Here is an 18940-nt window from a genome sequence, read left to right on the forward strand (position 1 = left end):
GAGGTTAGGTAAGGATTACCTTACTATCACCGCACGGGACCGAACCCAGCCGACAGCCCGGAATCCGCAGCCCGGACCCGGAAAGCATCTCGAAGAGGAGCCGATGTCCACCACACCTGCCCGCGCGACCCGCTTCCGGCCCGTCGCCCGAATGGCGGCGGCCCTGGTCGTCCTCGTGCTCGGCCTCGCCGCGTGCGGCGACACCGGCAGCGACGACCCGGCACCCGCGGCCACCTCCGGTGCCTTCCCAGTCCGGGTCGACCACAAGTACGGCACCACCGAGATCACGAAGCAGCCGACCCGGGTCGTCACGCTCGGGCTCAGCGACCAGGATCCGGTGCTCGCGCTCGGGACCGTGCCGGTGGGTGCCATCGACTGGTTCCTGGAGCGGCCGTACGGCAAGTGGCCCTGGGCCCAGCCGCTGTGGGGCAGCACCCCGCCCGAGATCGTCGGTGAGCGCGACGACTACAACATGGAGAAGATCGCCGCGCTCAAGCCGGACCTGATCATCGGCCTCTACTCCGGGATGACCCAGGAGCAGTACGGGCAGTTGTCCAAGCTCGCGCCGACCGTCGCCCAGCCCAAGGGCTTCGAGGACTACGCCGCCCCCTGGCAGGACATGACCCGGCTGGCCGGTCAGGCGCTCGGCAGGCCCGAGCAGGCCGACAAGCTGATCGCCGACGTCGACGCCCGGTTCGCCAAGGCCCGGCAGGAGCACCCCGGGTTCGCCGGCAGGACCGTGGCGGTGGTCGACCCGTACGAGGCCGGCAAGTATGCGGTGTTCGCGCCGAGCGACCCGAAGGTCGTCTTCATGACCCAGCTCGGCTTCAAGGTGCCGGACACCATCGTGCAGGCGGTCGGCAAGGAGTACGCCGCCGAGATCGGCTCCGAACGGCTCGACCTGGTCAACGTCGACAAGCTGCTGTTCCTGACCTCGGACGCCAGCGCCGAGCCCCGGGTGAAGGCGGACAAGGTCTACGCCACCCTCGACGTGGCCAAGCAGAACCGGGCGGTCTTCCTGCCGTACGAGAACCCGCCGCTCGGCGGTGCGCTCTCGTTCAGCACGGTGCTGAGCGTCCCGTACGCGCTGGACCAGATCCTGCCGCTGCTCGGCGACGGCTGACCGTCCGCCACCGGTAACTCCCGACTCCGACCGCCCCCGCGCCACCGCTCCTTCCACCCGCTTCGAGAGGCGGTATTTCGTCGTGCCCAAAAGTGACCTGAACAGCGCGGACGGCGAGCTGAACACGGTGGAGCGGCAACGGATCCTCGTCGAGTGGAACGAGACCGTCCGCCCGGCGGCCCCGGCGACCTGGCCGGACCTATTCGCGCAGCAGGTCCGGCGGGCGCCCGGAGCGGTGGCGGTGGTCTGCGAGGACGTCGAGCTGACGTACGCCGAGTTGGACGCCCGGGCCAACCGGCTGGCGTACGCGCTGCTCGCCTGGGGAGTCGGGCCGGAGCGGGTCGTCGCGCTCTGCCTGCCCCGCTCGGTGGAGATGATCGTGGCCGAGGTGGCGGTCCTCAAGGCCGGCGGCGCCTACCTGCCGGTGGACCAGGACTACCCGGCCGAGCGGATCGGCTTCATGCTGGCCGACGCCCGGCCGGTCTGCCTGGTCACCACCGCCGCGCTGGCCGGAAGCCTGCCGGACACCCCGGACCTGCCCCGGCTGCTGCTCGACGAGATGTCCGACAACGATCGGCCCGACGAGACGTCCGACAATGCTCGGCCCGGCGAGACGTCCGACAATGCTCGGCTCGACCGTGATCCGACCGACGCCGACCGGGGCACCCCGCTCACGCCGGAGAACGCGGCATACGTCATCTACACCTCTGGGTCGACCGGCCGCCCGAAGGGCGTGGTCGTCTCGCACGCCGGGGTGGCCAAACTGGTGGCCACCCAGGTGGCCCGGCTCGGCGTGGGGCCGGACAGCCGGGTCCTCCAGTTCGCCTCGCCCAGCTTCGACGTGGCGTTCTGGGACCTCTGCCTCGGCCTGCTCTCCGGGGGCCGGCTGGTGGTCGTGCCGGCCGACCACCGGGTGCCCGGCCCGGCGCTGACCGAGTATGCCCATCGGCACGCCGTGACCTTCATGATCCTGCCGCCTGCGCTGCTGGCCGCGATACCGAGGGAGCTGACCCTGCCGGCCGGCGCGACCCTGCTGGCCGGCACCGAGCGGGTCTCCCCGGAACTGGTCGCCCGGTGGGCCCGGGACCGGCCGATGTTCAACGCGTACGGGCCGACCGAGGCGACGGTGAACTCGACCCTCGGCGAGTGCGACCCCGACACGCCGCCCGGGGGCGTGGTGCCGATCGGCCGCCCCGATCCGGGTACCCGCTGCTACGTGCTCGACGCCACCCTGCGACCGGTGCCGGTGGGCGCGACCGGCGAGCTGTATCTCGGCGGGCCCGGCCTGGCCCGGGGCTATCTCGGTCAGCCGGGACTGACCGCCCAGCGGTTCGTCGCCGACCCGTACGGCCCGGCCGGTGGGCGGCTCTACCGGACCGGTGACCTGGTGCGCTGGCTGCCCGACGGGCGACTGGAGTTCCTGGGCCGGGCGGACGACCAGGTGAAGATCCGTGGTTACCGGATCGAACCGGGTGAGATCGAGTCCGTGCTGGCCCAGCATCCGGCGGTCGGCCAGGTCGCCGTACTGGCCCGGGAGGGGCGGTCGGGTGACCAGCGGCTCGCCGCGTACGTCGTACCGGCGCTGGACGGGGAGCGGACGCCGAGCCGGGACGCCGACGCCGAGTCCGACCGGGTGGGGGACTGGGAGCGGCTGCACGAACTGCTCTACACGGCCGGGCGCACCGAGCGGTTCGGGGAGAACTTCACCGGCTGGAACAGCAGCTACGACGGCCAGCCGATTCCGCTCGACCAGATGCGTGACTGGCGCGACCAGACGGTACGGCGGATCCTCGCGCTGCGCCCGCGCCGGGTGCTGGAGATCGGTGTCGGCAGCGGACTGCTGCTGGCCCGGGTGGCGCCGGAGGTGGAGTCGTACTGGGGAACCGACCTGTCCCGGGCGGCGGTCGACGCGCTGCGCGGCCAGGTGACCGAGGTCCCCGAACTGGCCGGCCGGATCGAGTTGCGGGCCCAACCCGCCGACGTGACCGACGGGCTGCCCACCGGCTACTTCGACACCATCGTGCTGAACTCGGTGGCCCAGTACTTTCCCAGCGTCGACTACCTGGTCGACGTGCTGCGCGGGGCGGTCGGCCTGCTGGCGCCCGGCGGCACCGTCTTCGTCGGCGACGTACGCAACCTGCGGCTGCACCGCCCGCTGCGCGGGGCGATCGAGGCAGCGCGCCGCCGGCCCGGGGACGACGGTACGGACGCCGCGCTGGCCGCCGTCGAGCAGAGCCTGCACTGGGAGGGCGAACTGCTGCTCGACCCCGACTTCTTCCCGGCCCTGGCCGGGGTGGTGCCGGCGATCGGCGACGTGGACCTGTGGGTGAAGCGGGGTCGGGACCACAACGAGCTGACCCGCTACCGGTACGACGTCGTGTTGCGGACCGGCACCGCCCCGGAGCCCCGCGCCCTCGGCCGGACCACTGTGGACCGGATCGGTGGCGATGGCGTCGCCGAGCTGTCCTGGACCTGGAACGCCGAGCCGGCCGGGCTGACCGGGCTGACCGGACTGGCCGAGCGGCTGGAGCGGGAGCGGCCGGTGGCGGTGCGCGTCACCGGGGTACCGAACGCGCGGCTGGACGCCGACCTCGCCGCGTACCGGGAGTTGACCGGCGGTGCGATGGCGCCGGATCGGTCGCCCGTCGACCCGGAAGCGCTGTACGAGCTGGCCGGGCGGCTCGGCTACGACGTCGCCGTCACCTGGTCCGGCACGGCCGACGACGGCAGCCTCGACCTGATCCTCACCCGCCCCGGAGCGGCAGCGTCCGGCCCGGCCTACCGGCCCGGCACCCTGCCCCCGTCCGGCTCGGCGATCGGATCGGACCCGACCGGCCCGGCGGATCCGACGGAGTTGGCCCGGTACGCCAACCGGCCGGCGCCGTTCCGGGACGTCGCGGCGCTGATGGCGGCGCTGCGGACGTACGCCCGGAGTTGGTTGCCCGACCACATGGTGCCGGCCGCGTTCGTGCCGCTGCACCGGCTGCCGGTCACCCCGAGCGGCAAGCTGGACCGGGCCGCCCTGCCCGCCCCCGGCTTCGCGGCCCTGACCACCGGCACCCGACCCCGGGACGCCCGCGAGGAGGTGCTCTGCGCGCTCTACGCCGAGGTGCTCGGGTTGCCCGAGGTCGGTGTCGACGACGACTTCTTCGCCCTCGGCGGCGACAGCATCGTCTCGATCCAACTGGTGATCCGGGCCCGGCAGGCCGGCCTGGTGATCACCCCGCGTCAGGTCTTCCAGCGGCGTACCGTCGCCGAGTTGGCTCCGGCGGCCGAGCCGCTGCCCCGGGCGATCGAGGACGACCCCCGGGCCGGGGTCGGCGAGTTCGGGCTGACCCCGATCATGCGCTGGCTGGACGAGTGCGGTGGGCCGATCGACGCGTTCAGCCAGTGGCTGGCGGTCCGGGTGCCCGCCGAGGCGACCGCCGAGCGGCTGACCGCCGCCCTGCAAACGGTGATCGACCGGCACGACGTGCTGCGGTCCCGGCTGGTCCGGGCCACGCCGAACGCGCCCGGCCGGCTCGTGGTGTCGGCGCCGGGGACGGTGCCGGCGGCGGACCGGCTGCACCGGCTCGACGCCCGAGGGCTGACCGACGAGGCGCTGCGGGACCGGATCGAGGCTGCCGCCGAGTCCGCCGGTGCCGGGCTGGCGCCCGAGGCCGGGGTCATGGTCCGGGCGGTCTGGCTCGACGCGGGCCGGGAGCGGACCGGCCGACTGGTCGTGGTCGTGCAGCACGCGGTGGTCGACGGGGTGTCCTGGCGGATCCTGCTGCCGGACCTGGCGGCGGCCTGGGACGACGTCGCCGCCGGCCGACCGCCCCGGCTCGATCCGGTCGGCACGCCGCTGCGGCGCTGGTCCGAACTGGTCCACGCCGACGCGGCCTCGTCGGAGCGGCTGGCCGAACTTCCACTGTGGATGGAGATGCTGCGCGGCCCCGATCCCGCGCTGGCGGACCGCCCGCTGGATCCGGTCGGCGACCTCGGCACCGTCCGGCGGCTGACCCTGCGGCTGCCGGTCGAGCGGACCGCGCCGCTGCTCACCACGATCCCCTCGGCGTTCCATGCCGGGGTGAACGACGTGCTGCTCACCGCGCTGGCGCTGGCGCTGGCCGACTGGCGGCGCCGCCGGGGGACCGGAGAACCGGTACCCGCGCTGGTGGCGCTGGAGGGACACGGCCGGGAGGAACAGGTCGCCGACCGGGTCGACCTGTCCCGTACGGTCGGCTGGTTCACCAGCATCTTCCCGGTCCGGCTGGACCCCGGACCGATCGACCTGGACCGGGCACTGGCCGGTGGCCCGGACGCCGGCCGGGCCCTGAAGCGGATCAAGGAGCGGCTGCGGGCCATCCCCGACCACGGTCTCGGGTACGGGCTGCTCCGGCACCTCAACCCCGACACCGCCGCCGTACTCGCCGAGCTGCCCGGACCGCAACTCAGCTTCAACTACCTCGGCCGGTTCGGGGTGGATTCCTCGGCGGACGGCTGCTGGACCGCGCTGCCCGGGATCGGGCTGCTCGCCGGAGGTTTCGACGCGGGAATGCCGGTGGCGCCGTACACCCTGGAGGTCAACGCCTTCACCGAGGACCATCCGGACGGGCCGGGGCTGGGCGTGACCTGGGCCTGGCCGGACGCGCTGCTCCAGGAGGCCGACGTACGCGAGCTGGCCCAGGGCTGGTTCGCCGCGCTCGACGCACTCGTCCGGCACACCGCGCAGCCCGGTGCCGGCGGGCCGACGCCGTCGGACTTCCCGCTGCTGAACCTGCACCAGGACGATGTCGACGAGTTGGCCGTGAACGGGCCGGTGATCGCCGACCTGCTGCCGCTGACCCCGCTCCAGGAGGGCCTGTTCTTCCACGCCGTCGCCGCCGGACCGGACCGGGATCCGTACCGGGTCCAGCAGGTGATCGAGTTGCGTGGCCCGCTCGACGCCGCCGCGCTGCGCCGGGCCGGACAGGACGTGCTGGACCGGCACGCACCGCTGCGGACCGGTTTCCCGCAGCTCACCGACGGGCGGCCGATCCAACTCGTCGCCGACCGGATCACCCTGCCGTGGCGCGAGGTCGACCTGACCGGGTACGCCGACGAGGCACGGATGGCCGAGTTCGAGGCGCTCGCCGAGGCCGAACGGGCCACTCCGTTCGACCTCACCCGCCCGCCGCTGCTGCGCTGCGTACTGGTTCGCCGCGAGCGGGACCGGCACACGCTACTGCTCACCCACCACCACATCGTCACCGACGGCTGGTCGGCCGGGGTGACCCTGCGGGACCTGCTCGCCCGGTACGCCCCGGCGGGCGAGCCGGCCCGACTCGCCCCGGTCACCCCGTACCGGCGCTATCTCGAATGGCTCGCCGGCCGCGACCGGGCGGCGGCCCAGGACGCCTGGCGTACCGCGCTGGCCGGGCTGGACGGCCCGACCCGGCTCGGTGGCGAGTCCACGACCGGAGTCGGTGCCACCACCGGAGCCGAGGGCCCGTTCCGACCCGAGCGGACCGAGGTGATCCTGCCGCCGGCCGTGGCCACCGGTCTCGCCGGCCGGGCCCGGGCCGCCGGGCTGACCGTGGGCAGCATCGTGCACGCCGCCTGGGCGGTCGTGCTGGGCCGGCGCACCGGTCGGCGGGACGTCGTGTTCGGCAGCACCGTCTCCGGCCGACCGGCCGAGCTGGACGGGGTCGAGTCGATGGTCGGGCTGTTCATCAACACCCTGCCGGTCCGGCTGCGCTGGACCCCGTCCGAACCCCTGGTCGACCTGGTCGCCCGGCTCCAGCGGGAGCAGTCCGAACTGCTCGACCACCAGCACCTCGGGCTGCCCGCGATCCAGCGGCTGGCCGGCGGCGGTGAGCTGTTCGACACCCTGGTCGTGGTGGACAACTACCCGGTCGACGCCGCCGGGCGGAACCGGGCCGACGGCCTGGAGCTGGCCGGGGTCGAATTCCGGGAGTCCACCCACTATCCCGTCACCCTGCTGGTGTCGCCGACTGGTCGACTCGACCTCACCATCGAGTACGACCCGGACCGGATCGACCCCGGGACGGTCCACCAACTCCGGGCCGGGCTCACCGAGATCCTCGGCACCGTCGTCACCGAGCCGACCCGTCCGGTCGGGCGGATCGACCTGCTGCCGGCCGCCGAGCGCGCCTCGGCGCTGGCCCGGCTGACCGGCCCGACCGCCACGGTGCCGTCGCTGACCCTCGGCGGTGCGGTGGCCGCGCAGGCCGCCCGTACCCCGGACGCGATCGCGCTGATCGACGGCGACCGCCAGATCTCCTACGCCGAGCTGGACCAGCGGGCCGCCGCGGTCGCCCGACGCCTGACCGAGCGCGGAATACGACCCGGCGACATCGTCGCGGTGGCGGTCCCCCGGTCGGCGGAACTGGTGGTGGCGCTCCTCGGCGTGCTCCGCGCCGGTGCGGCGTACCTCCCCCTGGACCTCGGACACCCCCGGGACCGGCTCTCCGCCGTACTGGCCGACTCCGGCGCCCGGGCGATCGTCTCCACAGCGGACGCCATTCCCCAACTCCCGCACCCATCCGCCGCCCCCCTGCTACTGCTCCCGCCGGTAAGGAAGGGCCCCTCCTTATCGGATTCTGTAGAAGAAGGGCCCCTTCTTAACACGTTGCCCCCCACCCCCGTCGATCCCGAGCAGGGCGCGTATCTGATCTACACGTCGGGGTCGACCGGGCGGCCGAAGGGAGTGCTGGTCAGCCATCGGGCGATCGTCAACCAGTTGGCGTGGTCGCAGCGGCGGTTCGGGCTCGGTACCGAGGACCGGATGCTGCAACTCGCGCCGGCCGCCTTCGACACCTCGGTGTGGGAGATCTTCTGGCCGCTGTACGCCGGAGCCGCGGTTGTCCTGCCCGAGGCGGACGCCGCCGGGGACCCGACCCGGCTCGCCGAACTGATCCGCCGGCACCGGGTCACCACGGTGACGTTCGTGCCGTCGATGGTCGAGGCGTTCCTGCTCGCCGACGAGGTCATCCCCGATCCGGGCTGGGCGGCCAGCCTGCGCTGGGTGTCCAGCGGCGGCGAGGCGCTGACCCCGGAACTCGCCCGGCGTTGGCATGCCCTGACCGGCACCTCGCTGGACAACTTCTACGGGCCGACCGAGGCGGCGGTGCAGGTCACCTGGTGGGCGAACGACGGCGGAGCCGACCGCACCGTGCCGATCGGCCGACCGGTGGCGAACACCAGGCTGTACGTCCTCGACGACTGCCTCCGCCCGGTCCCGGCCGGAGTACCCGGCGAGTTGTACGTCGCCGGAGCGCAGCTCGGGCACGGGTACCACCACCGCCCGGGACTGACCGCCGAGCGCTTCGTCGCGAATCCGTACGGTGCGGCGGGGCAGCGGATGTACCGCACCGGTGACGTCGCGCGGTGGCGTGCCGACGGCGTACTCGAGTATGTCGGCCGGACCGATCACCAGGTCAAGATCCGTGGCCACCGGGTCGACCTCGGCGAGGTCGAGGCCGTGCTGCGGGACGTAGCCGGTGTCGCCCAGGCTGCCGTGCTCGCCCGCACGGACGGACCGGGCCGGTCCCGCCTGGTCGGCTACCTGGTGCCGGCCGCAGGGACCCGGTTGGACGTTCAGGCGGTCCGGGCAGCGGCATCCGCCGCGCTGCCCGAGCCCATGGTGCCGAGCGGTTTCGTGGTGCTCGACGCGTTTCCGCTGACCCCCAGCGGCAAACTCGACCGTGCCGCCCTGCCTGCGCCGGACGGTCCGTTTGCCGGTTCGGCCGATGGAGCCGGAGTGGGCGGTGGAGCCGGAGTGGACGGTGCGAACGGTGCGGTCTCCGGGCGGTCAATCGACCCGGGCGCGGACCCCGCCGGACAGGGCGACGGTGCGGCCGTGTCGGGCGGTGTCGTGTCGGGCGGTGCTGCGCCAGGCGGTGTTGTGCCGGGGCCACGGGCTGCTGCCGAGCGGGTGCTGCACGAGGTCTTCGCGGCGGTGCTCGGGGTGGCCGAGGTCGGCGTCGACCAGGACTTCTTCGCGCTCGGTGGTGACAGCATCCTCTCCATCGCGGTGTCCAGCCGGGCCCGCCGGCAGGGACTCGAGGTCGCACCCGGGGACGTACTGCGGCACCGGACGCCACGGGCGCTCGCCGAGGCGGCCATCGCCGCCGGCCAATCGCGTGCCGCGACCGCGCCGCCGTCGGCGGGCGCCGTAGCTGGCGCTGTCGCCGCGCGGCCCACATGTGCCGGCACCGGCGCGGGGCCTGCCGTCGCCGGGCCCGCGGGGCCTGCCGTGGCCTCCGGCCCGGTGCCGGCGCCGCCCGCCGTTCCCGGCGAGGTGGTGACCGCCGCTGACGGGGTGGGGAACGTGCCACTGCTGCCCATCGTGCACTGGCTGCGGGAGACCGGTCTGCCGATCGACCGGTTCACGCTGGCCACCCTGCTCGTCGTACCGGCGGGAGCGGACTTCGGCACGCTGACCGAGGCGTTGCAGGCGGTGCTCGACCACCACGACGGGCTCCGGCTCCGGCTGCGGCGGATCGCATCGGTGCTCTGGTCACTGGAGACGACTCCGGCCGGCACGGTCCGCGCCGCCGACCTGGTACGCCGGGTCGAGGTGACCGGACTGTCGGATGCGGACGTACGCACACTGCTGACCGCCGAGTCCACCGCCGCCACCGACCGGCTCGCCCCCGACGGTGGAACGATGCTCCAGGCGGTGTGGTTCGACGCCGGTGACCGGCCCGGCCGGCTGCTGCTCGCCGCCCATCATCTCGTGGTCGACGGTGTCTCCTGGCGGATCCTCTTCGAGGACCTGGCCGCAGCCTGGGCAGCCGTGACGACTGACAGTGCCCCGCGACTCGCCCCGGTGGGTACCTCGCTGCGTCGGTTCGCCCGGGTGCTCGGCGAGCAGGCGCACCAGCCGGAACGGTTGGCCGAACTGGCGCACTGGGCCGAAACCCTGGCCCCGGGGGCGGAACTGCTGCCGGCGGACACATTGCCGGTCGGGTCGCCGCGCACCTTGCCGGTCGGGTCGCCGCGCAGCGTAGCAGCGGCCCGGCAGCACGTCGTACGACTCGACCCGGCGGAGACGGCGCCGCTGCTCACCGACGTACCGGCGGCGGTCGACGGTGACGTGACCGCAGTGCTGCTCGCCGCCTTCCGTCTCGCCGTGACCCGGTGGCAGCGGCGGCACGGCCGGGACGGCGACGCAGAACTCCTCGTCGACCTCGAACGGCACGGCCGGGAAGACATCCGTCCCGACCTCGACCTGTCCCGTACGGTCGGCTGGTTCACCAGCGTGCAGCCGGTACGACTGGCCGCCGGGACCGACCCGGTCGACGTGCTGCGGACGGTCGGGGCACGGTTGCGGGCCGTACCGGACCGTGGGATCGGGTACGGCATGCTGCGGCACCTCAACGCCCAGGCGGCGCCGTTCCTCGCCGGTCTCGCCTCGGCCCAGGTGCTGTTCCACTACTACGGCCGGTTCCCGGGTGGATCGGGTGCGGACTGGACGCCCGCCCCGGAGTCCGACGCCATCGCCACCGTCAACGGTGGGCTGGACCTGGCCCACCTGCTCCAGGTCGACGCGGTCAGCACGGAGACCCCGGCCGGACCGGAGTTGACCGCCACCTGGACCTGGCCCGACGGGCTGCTCGCCGAGCGGGATGTCACCGAACTCAGCGCCGAGTGGATCGCGGCGCTGCGCCAGCTCACCGCCGCGACCGCCGGCCCGAGCGCCGCGACCGCCGGCCCGAGCGGCACGACCGCCGGCCCGAGCGGCACGACCGCCGGCCCGAGCGGCACGACCGCCGGCCCGAGCGGCACGACCGCCAGGCTGAGTCTGAGTCGGGACGAGATCGACAGGATCACGCGGACCAGCCCGGTTCCGGTGGCGGAGATCTGGCCGCTCTCGCCGTTGCAGGAGGGGCTGTACTTCCACGCCAGCTATGACACCGCCGCGGTCGACGTCTACACCGCGCAGGACGCCTTCGACCTCGACCACCGGCTCGATCTGGACCGGCTGCGCCGGGCCGGCGTCGCGCTGCTGGCCCGGAACCCGAGCATGAGGGCCGGATTCACCAGCGAGGGACTGTCCCAGCCGGTGCAGTTCATCGGGGTGGCCCCGGAGCTGCCGGTGACCGAGGTGGACCTCTCCGGGCTCGACCCGGAGCGCCAGCGGACCCGGATGACCGAGCTGATGGCCGCCGACCGCCGCCGCCGGTTCGACCTGACCAGGCCGCCGCTGTGCCGGCTGACGCTCGTCCGGCTCGGCGACGACCGCGACCGGCTGATCGTCAGCCATCACCTGGTGCTCTGGGACGGCTGGTCCGAGGAACTGTTCGTCGAGCAGTTGTTCACGCTCTACGAGCGCGACGGCGACGACCGGGATCTGCCGCCGGCCGGGTCGTACCGGGACCACCTCGACTGGATCGCCGCCCAGGACGCCGAGCGTGCCGGCCGGGCCTGGCGGGACGCTCTCGCCGGGCTCGCCGAACCGACCCTGGTCGCCCCCGAGGCGACCCTGGCACCGGTGGTTCCAGAACGCCGCCGTACCCAGCTACCGGCGGTGCTGGGGGAACGACTGCGCAGCCTGGCCCGCCGGCACGGGCTCACCCTCAACACGGTGCTCAGCGCGGCCTGGGGGCTGGTGCTGGGTGGACACCTCGGCCGGACCGACGTGGTCTACGGGATGACGGTCGCCGGACGGCACGGCGACATCCCGCACGTGGAGAACATCATCGGCCTGTTCCTCAACACCGTTCCGGTACGCGTCACCGCCGACCCCATCGAGTCGGTGCTCGGCCTGCTGCGCCGGCTACAGGAGCGGCGGATCGAGTTGATGCCGCACGATCACCTCGGGCTCGGCGCGGTGCAGCGGGCGACCGGACACGCCCGGCTCTTCGACACGCTCTACGTGCTGCAGAACTTCGTCGACGAGGGGGAGTCGGCCCGGCTCCGGGACCGGCACGGGATCGCCGCGGTGGACGGCGTGGACGCCACCCACTATCCGCTGACCCTGGTGGTCACCCCGGCGGAACGGATCCGGGTCGCGCTCGACCACCGTCCCGACGTGGTCCCCGGCCCGGTGGCGCAGGCCCTGCTCGACCGGTTCGTCAGCCTGCTGGTGCGGCTGGTCGCCGATCCGGAGACGCCGGTCGGACGGCTCGACCTGCTCACCGAGGCCGAACGTGGCGAGCTGACGCAGGAGTGGGACCGTACCCGGCACGAGGTCGGCCTCGAATCGGTCGCGGACCTGCTGGCCACCCAGGCGGCGCGTACCCCGGACGAGGTCGCGTTGGTCTTTGCCGGCCGGACCCTGACGTACGCCGAGTTCGACGACCGGATCAACCGGCTGGCCCGGCTGCTGGTCGCCCGGGGCGCCGGCCCGGAGCGGGTGGTGGCGCTCGCGTTGCCGCGGTCGATCGAGATGGTCGTGGCGCTCTTCGCCGTGTTGCGGACCGGGGCCGCGTACCTGCCGCTGGAGCTGGACCATCCCGCCGAGCGGCTGGCGTTCGTGCTCGACGACACCGAGCCGATGTGCCTGCTGTCGGTGGCATCGGTGCTGCCCACGCTGCCGGAGACGGCCGCTCCGGTGGTGTCGCTGGACGAACCGGCGGTGCTCGCCGAGCTGGCCGGGCTGTCCGGAGCCGAACTCGGCGACGCCGAACTGCCGGCCGGATTCGTCCGGACCGACCCGGAGCGGCTGTCCCACCCCGCCTACCTGATCTACACCTCGGGCTCCACGGGCCGGCCTAAGGGCGTGGTGACGCCGTACCGGGGGCTGACGAACATGCAGCTCAACCACCGGGAGGCCATCTTCGACCCGACGGTGGCGGCGGCCGGTGGGCGACGGCTGCGGATCGCGCACACCGTCTCGTTCGCCTTCGACATGTCCTGGGAGGAACTGCTCTGGCTGGTCGAGGGGCACGAGGTGCACGTCTGCGACGAGGAGCTGCGCCGGGACGCGCCGGCCCTGGTCGCCTACTGTGACCGGCATCGGATCGACGTCGTCAACGTCACCCCCAGCTACGCCCACCACCTGATCGAGGAGGGCCTGCTCGACCGGGACGACGACACCGGCGAAACGGCGGCCACCGGCGGAACGGCGGGACCCGGCGAAACGGCGGCCATCGGCGAGACCGGGGGCGCCGACGAGACCGGGTCCGTCGGGGACGCCGGATCGACCGGCCGGCACCGGCCGGTGCTGGTGCTGCTCGGCGGCGAGGCGGTCTCCGAAACGGTCTGGACCCGGCTTCGGGACACCGACGGAACGCTCGGGTACAACCTGTACGGACCGACCGAGTACACCATCAACACGCTCGGCGGCGGCACCACGGACAGCGCCACCCCGACCGTCGGCCGGGCGATCTGGAACACCCGGGCCTACGTGCTGGACGCGCACCTGCGGCCGACGCCGCCCGGTGCGCCGGGTGAGCTGTACATCGGCGGCATCGGGCTGGCCCGTGGCTACCACCGCCGGTACGCGCTGACCGCGCAGCGCTTCGTCGCCGACCCGTACGGTGCGCCGGGGGAGCGGATGTACCGCACCGGTGACCTGGTCCGGCGCCGGCCGGACGGGAACCTGGACTTCCTCGGGCGCACCGACGACCAAGTGAAGATCCGGGGCTACCGGATCGAGTTGGGCGAGATCGAGGCGGCGCTGGCCGAGCACCCCCGGGTGGCGCATGCCGCCGTGCTGGTGGACTCGTCGGCCGGCAACGGGGTACGTCGGCTCGCCGGCTACGTCGTACGCGGTGCACAGTGGACGGAATCGGACGACGACGACGTACTGGTCGCGCTGCGGGCACACCTGAAGCGGCGACTGCCCGACTACATGGTGCCGGCGGCGCTGGTGCCACTGGGCCGGCTGCCGCTGACCGTCAACGGCAAGCTCGACGTGGCGGCGCTGCCGACCCCGACCGTGCGGACCGGCACGACCCGTCGGCCACCGCGGTCGCACCGGGAGGAGGTGCTGTGCGCCCTCTTCGCCGAGCTGCTCGGCGCGCCGGAGGTCGGTGTCGACGACAACTTCTTCGACCTCGGCGGTCACTCCCTGCTGGCCATCCGGCTGATCAGCCGGGCCCGGGTGGCGCTCGGGGCCGAGCTGGCGATCCGGGACCTGTTCGAGGCCCCGACCGTCGCCGAGCTGGCCGAGCGGCTCCCCGAGCCACCGGGCGCGGGCGGATCGACCGGGACCGGACCGGGTAGCGCCGGGCCGGGCGTCGGTACCGAGCCCGTCCGGGCCGAACTGGTGCCGACCGAGCGTCCCGCCGAGTTGCCGCTCTCCTTCGCCCAGCAGCGGCTCTGGATGATCCAGCAGCTGGCCGCCGAGTCGCCGGCCTACAACTTCCCGATCACGGTACGGCTGCGCGGGGCGCTGGACGTCCCGGCGCTGCGTGCCGCCCTGGCCGACCTGACGGGCCGGCACGAAACCCTGCGAACGGTCTTCGGGGAACGCGACGGTCGCCCGTTCCAGCGGGTGGTTCCGGTCGCCGACGCCCGGCCGGTGCTGAAGACCGTTTCCGCCACTCCGGCCGAGCTGGCCGGGATCGTCCGGAACGCCGTACGCCGCCCGTTCGACCTGACCACCGAGCTGCCGCTGCGGGCCACGCTCATCGCGATCGACTCCACCGGCTCGACCGATCGGCCCCGAGCCCAGGCGAAGATCGACGAGCACGTGCTGGTGCTGCTGCTGCACCACATCGCCACCGACGAGTGGTCGGACCGGCCGTTCCTGCGCGACCTCGGCACGGCGTACGCGGCCCGGTCGGCGGGACGGGCGCCGGACTGGCCGCCCCTGCCGGTCCAGTACGCGGACTACACGCTCTGGCAGCGTCGACTGCTCGGCGATCCGGCGGAACCGGGCAGCCTGGCCGCCCGGCAGCTCGACTACTGGCGTACGGCGCTGAGCGGGGCACCGGAGGAGCTGGTTCTGCCGATGGACCGGGCCCGCTCGGGCCAGCCGGATCCGTCCGGTGCGGAACTCTCCGTCGAGCTGCCCGCCGAGGTCGGCGCGGCGCTGCGCCGGCTCGGCCGGAGCACCGGCACCAGCCTGTTCATGGTGGTACACGCGCTGGTGGTGGCGCTGCTGCACCGCCTCGGCGCCGGTACGGACATTCCGCTCGGTGCGCCGATCGCCGGTCGTGGTGACGCGGCCCTCGACGACCTGGTCGGGTTCTTCGTCAACACGCTCGTGCTCCGGGCGGACGTGTCCGGGGATCCGACCTTCACCGAACTGCTCTCCCGGATCCGGGAGACCGACCTGGCCGCGTTCTCCCATCAGGAGGTGCCGTTCGAGGCCGTGGTGGAGGCGGTGAACCCGGCCCGTTCGGTGTCCCGCAACCCGCTTTTCCAGGTGATGGTGGTGCACCGGAACCGGGCCGCCGACTGGTCCGGCCTGACCGGCCTGACCGTCGTCGACGAGCCGGTCGAGACGCCGGCCGCGAAGTTCGACCTGGTCTTCGACATCGCGGAGGGCGCGGAGGGTGCCGGGCACCCCGACGCCGGCCCGGCCGACGACGACCGGCTGACCTGCCTGGTCAAGTACCGCACCGACCTGTTCGACCGGAGCACGGTCGAGCTGCTCGGTGCCCGGTTCCGCCGGCTCGCCACTGCCGTCGCCGCCGATCCGGGACTCCCGCTGAGCCGGGTCGACGTCTTCGTCGACGACGAACGGACCCGGGTGCTGCGGGACTTCAACGCGACCGGGCGGGAGGTGCCGGAGGAGACCCTGGCGGCCCTGTTCGCCCGCCGGGTCGCACTGACCCCGGACGCGGTCGCGCTGGTCGACCGCGAGCGGACGATGTCGTACGTCCAGTTGGACGCCGAGGCGGCCCGGATGGCGCGGCTGCTGACGACGTACGGGATCGGGCCGGAGACCGTGGTCGGGGTGGCGGTGCCGCGCTCCGTCGAGACGGTGGTCGTGGTGCTCGGCGTGCTGCGGCTGGGTGCCGCGTTCCTGCCGCTGGATCTCAACCACCCGGCCGACCGGTTGGCGTTCATGGTCGCCGACTCCGGCGCCCGGATGGTGGTGAGCACCCCGGAGGCGGTCGAGCGGCTGCCGGAGCTGGCCGGCGTGTCCCGGCTGCTGGTGCACCTGATCCGGCCCGAGCCGGTACCGGTCGGAGGACCGGCGACGGACGGACCGGCGCTGCCGGCGGTGCCGTTCGGGCTGGACCACGCGGCCTACGTCATCTACACCTCCGGCTCCACGGGCCGCCCGAAGGGCGTGGTGGTGCCGCACGAGGGGATCGCCAGCCTGGTCGCCACCGCCGAGGACCGGATGAGGGTGGACCCGACCTCCCGGGTCCTGCAGTTCGCCTCGACCGGGTTCGACGTCTTCGTGTTCGAACTGGCCATGGCGCTGTGTGTCGGCGGCCGGCTGGTGATCGCGCCGGACGAGACCCGCTCGCCCGGCCGTCCGCTGATCGACCTGCTGGAGCGGGAACGGGTCAGCCACGCCATCCTGCCCCCGTCACTGGTCTCGGCGCTGCCGGCGGACTGTCCGCTGCCGGCCGGGCTGACCGTGCTGGTCGGCACCGAGACCGTGCCGCCGGACGTGATCGGCCGGTGGGCCGAGCGGCTGCGGCTGTTCGCCGCCTACGGGTTGACCGAGGCCACGGTGAACTCCACGCTCTGGCATGCCGAGCCGAACTGGAGCGGCCCGGTGCCGATCGGCCGCCCGGATCCGAACACCCGGGCGTACGTCCTGGACGAGCGGCTGCGTCCGGTGCCGCCCGGTGTGGTGGGGGAGTTGTACGTCGCCGGCCGGGGACTGGCCCGGGGGTATCTGGGCCGGTCCGGGCTGACCGCGCAGCGCTTCGTCGCCGACCCGTACGGCCCGACCGGCGGTCGGATGTACCGCACCGGTGACCGGGCCCGCTGGCGTGCCGACGGCATCCTCGACTTCCTCGGCCGGGTCGACGACCAGGTGAAGATCCGGGGGTTCCGGATCGAACTGGGCGAGGTCGAGGCCGTGCTGGCCCGGCATCCCGCGGTCCGCCAGGCGGCGGTGGTGGTGCACCGGAACGCCGACCTGACCCGTCTCGTCGGGTACGTCGTGCCGTCCGATGCCCCGGTCGACCCCGCCGAGGTACGCGCACACGCGGCCGGACTGCTGCCGGACTACATGGTCCCGGCCGTGGTGCTGGCGTTGCCCGGACCGCTGCCGCTGACCGCGAACGGCAAACTGGACCGGCGGGCGCTGCCGGCCCCGGACTGGTCAACACTGGCCGGCGAGGAGCGTCCGGTAACCCCGACCCAACGGGCTCTCGCCGGACTCGTCGCCGAGGTTCTCCGACTGCCCGAGGTGGGGATCTCGGACGACTTCTTCGCCCTCGGCGGCCACTCGATGGCGGCGATGCGGCTGCTCGGCCGGATCCGGGCGGCGCTCGGGGTCGACCTGGCCGTCCGGGACATCTTCGACGCGCCGACGGTGGCCGCGCTGGCGGACCGGGTCGCCGGAGCCGGAGCGGACCGCCCGGCGCTGCGGCCGGCGGTGCCGGGCACGGCCCCGCTGGCCGCGCCGGTACAACGCGGCTGGTGGGAGCAGCATCGGATGTCGGCGCACCCGGCCCGGTGGGACCTCGCGCTGGTGATCACCGCCGACGGGCACCTGACGTTGGACGTGGCGGCGCTGACGGCGGCGCTGCGGGACGTGGTGGGGCGGCACGAGCCGCTGCGTACCGCCCTGGGGGTCGGCGGTGCCGGTGAGCCGGTGCCGGTGTCGGCCGCCGACCGACCGGTCCTGGAGGTGCTGCCGGGCAGCGCCGAACCACGCGACGTCCGGATCGGCGAACTGGTCCGGACCAGTGTCGACCTGACCCGGGAGCCGCCGCTGCGGGCCCGGCTGCTGACCGGTCCGGCCGGCGACGCCGAGGCGCTGCTGCTGACGATGCACTATCTGGGCGTGGACGAGTGGTCCGTGGTGCCACTGGTCCGGGATCTCGGCACCGCGTACGCGGCCCGGCTGGCGGGACACGTCCCGGACTGGCTTCCGCTGCCGGTCGGCTATCCGGACTACGCGCACTGGTCGCGGGAACTGCTCGGCGACCCGGGCGACCCCGGCAGCCGGCACGCCCGGCAGCTCGACTACTGGCGGGCGGCGCTGTCCGGCGTACCGGATCGGTTGGCCCTGCCCACCGACCGGCCGCGACCGGCGCTGCCGAATGGGCGGGGTGACCGGGTCGAGTTCGTACTGGACGCCCCGTCGCACCGGGCCGTCGACGAACTGGCGCGGCAGACCGGCACCAGCATGTTCATGGTCTTCCACGCCGCGCTCGCGGCGCTGTTGCACCGGCTGGGCGCGGGCCCGGACATCCCGGTCGGCACGCTGGTGGCGGGCCGGACCGAGGAGGACCTGAGCGACCTGGTCGGCTGCTTCGTCAACCCGGTCGTGCTCCGGACCGACACCGGTGGGGATCCGACCTTCGCCGAGTTGCTGGGCCGGATCCGGGAGGCGGACCTGAGCGCGTTCGACCGCCAGGACGTGCCGTTCGACGCGGTGCGCCAGGTGTTGCCGCCCGGTTGGACCCTGCCGCAGGTGATGCTGGTGCACCACGAGGAGGCGCGGCTGGCCGGCCCGGACGGGTTGGCGGCCCTGCGGATCGAGCCGGTGCCGACCGGGGCGACCCGGGCCGAGTTGACGGTCAGCTTCTACGAACCGCTCGGCGACGGCCCGGTGCACGGCGAACTGGACTACGCCACCGACCTGTTCGACCCGGCGACCGCGCGCCGGCTCACCGACGGACTCCTCGACCTGCTCGCGGCGGCGGTGGCCCGGCCCGACACGCCTCTGTCGGCGCTCGGACCGGAGGACCGGCGCCGGCGCCGACGAGGCGTCCGACCACCCCACCCCTGACCTGACCT

Annotated in this window: 2 protein-coding genes; both read left to right on the plus strand. The window is 73.8% G+C overall.

Annotated elements, in window-relative coordinates:
* Positions 1-103 precede the first annotated feature (103 nt).
* Complete coding sequence (locus ACFP2T_RS11225) at positions 104-1123, plus strand: iron-siderophore ABC transporter substrate-binding protein (protein WP_377420471.1); 1020 nt, start codon at positions 104-106, stop codon at positions 1121-1123.
* Between the two features lie 82 nt (positions 1124-1205).
* Positions 1206-18932, plus strand: coding sequence for an amino acid adenylation domain-containing protein (locus ACFP2T_RS11230; protein ID WP_377420473.1), 17727 nt, complete (start codon positions 1206-1208; stop codon positions 18930-18932).
* The last annotated feature ends 8 nt before the right edge of the window (positions 18933-18940 follow it).

This window comes from Plantactinospora solaniradicis, from assembly GCF_042658085.1.
Lineage (GTDB): Bacteria > Actinomycetota > Actinomycetes > Mycobacteriales > Micromonosporaceae > Plantactinospora > Plantactinospora solaniradicis.

What these genes read in the sequence shown, in the direction of transcription:
- ACFP2T_RS11225 (WP_377420471.1), top strand. Translation starts at nt 104, where the DNA reads ATGTCCACCACACCTGCCCGCGCGACCCGCTTCCGGCCCGTCGCCCGA.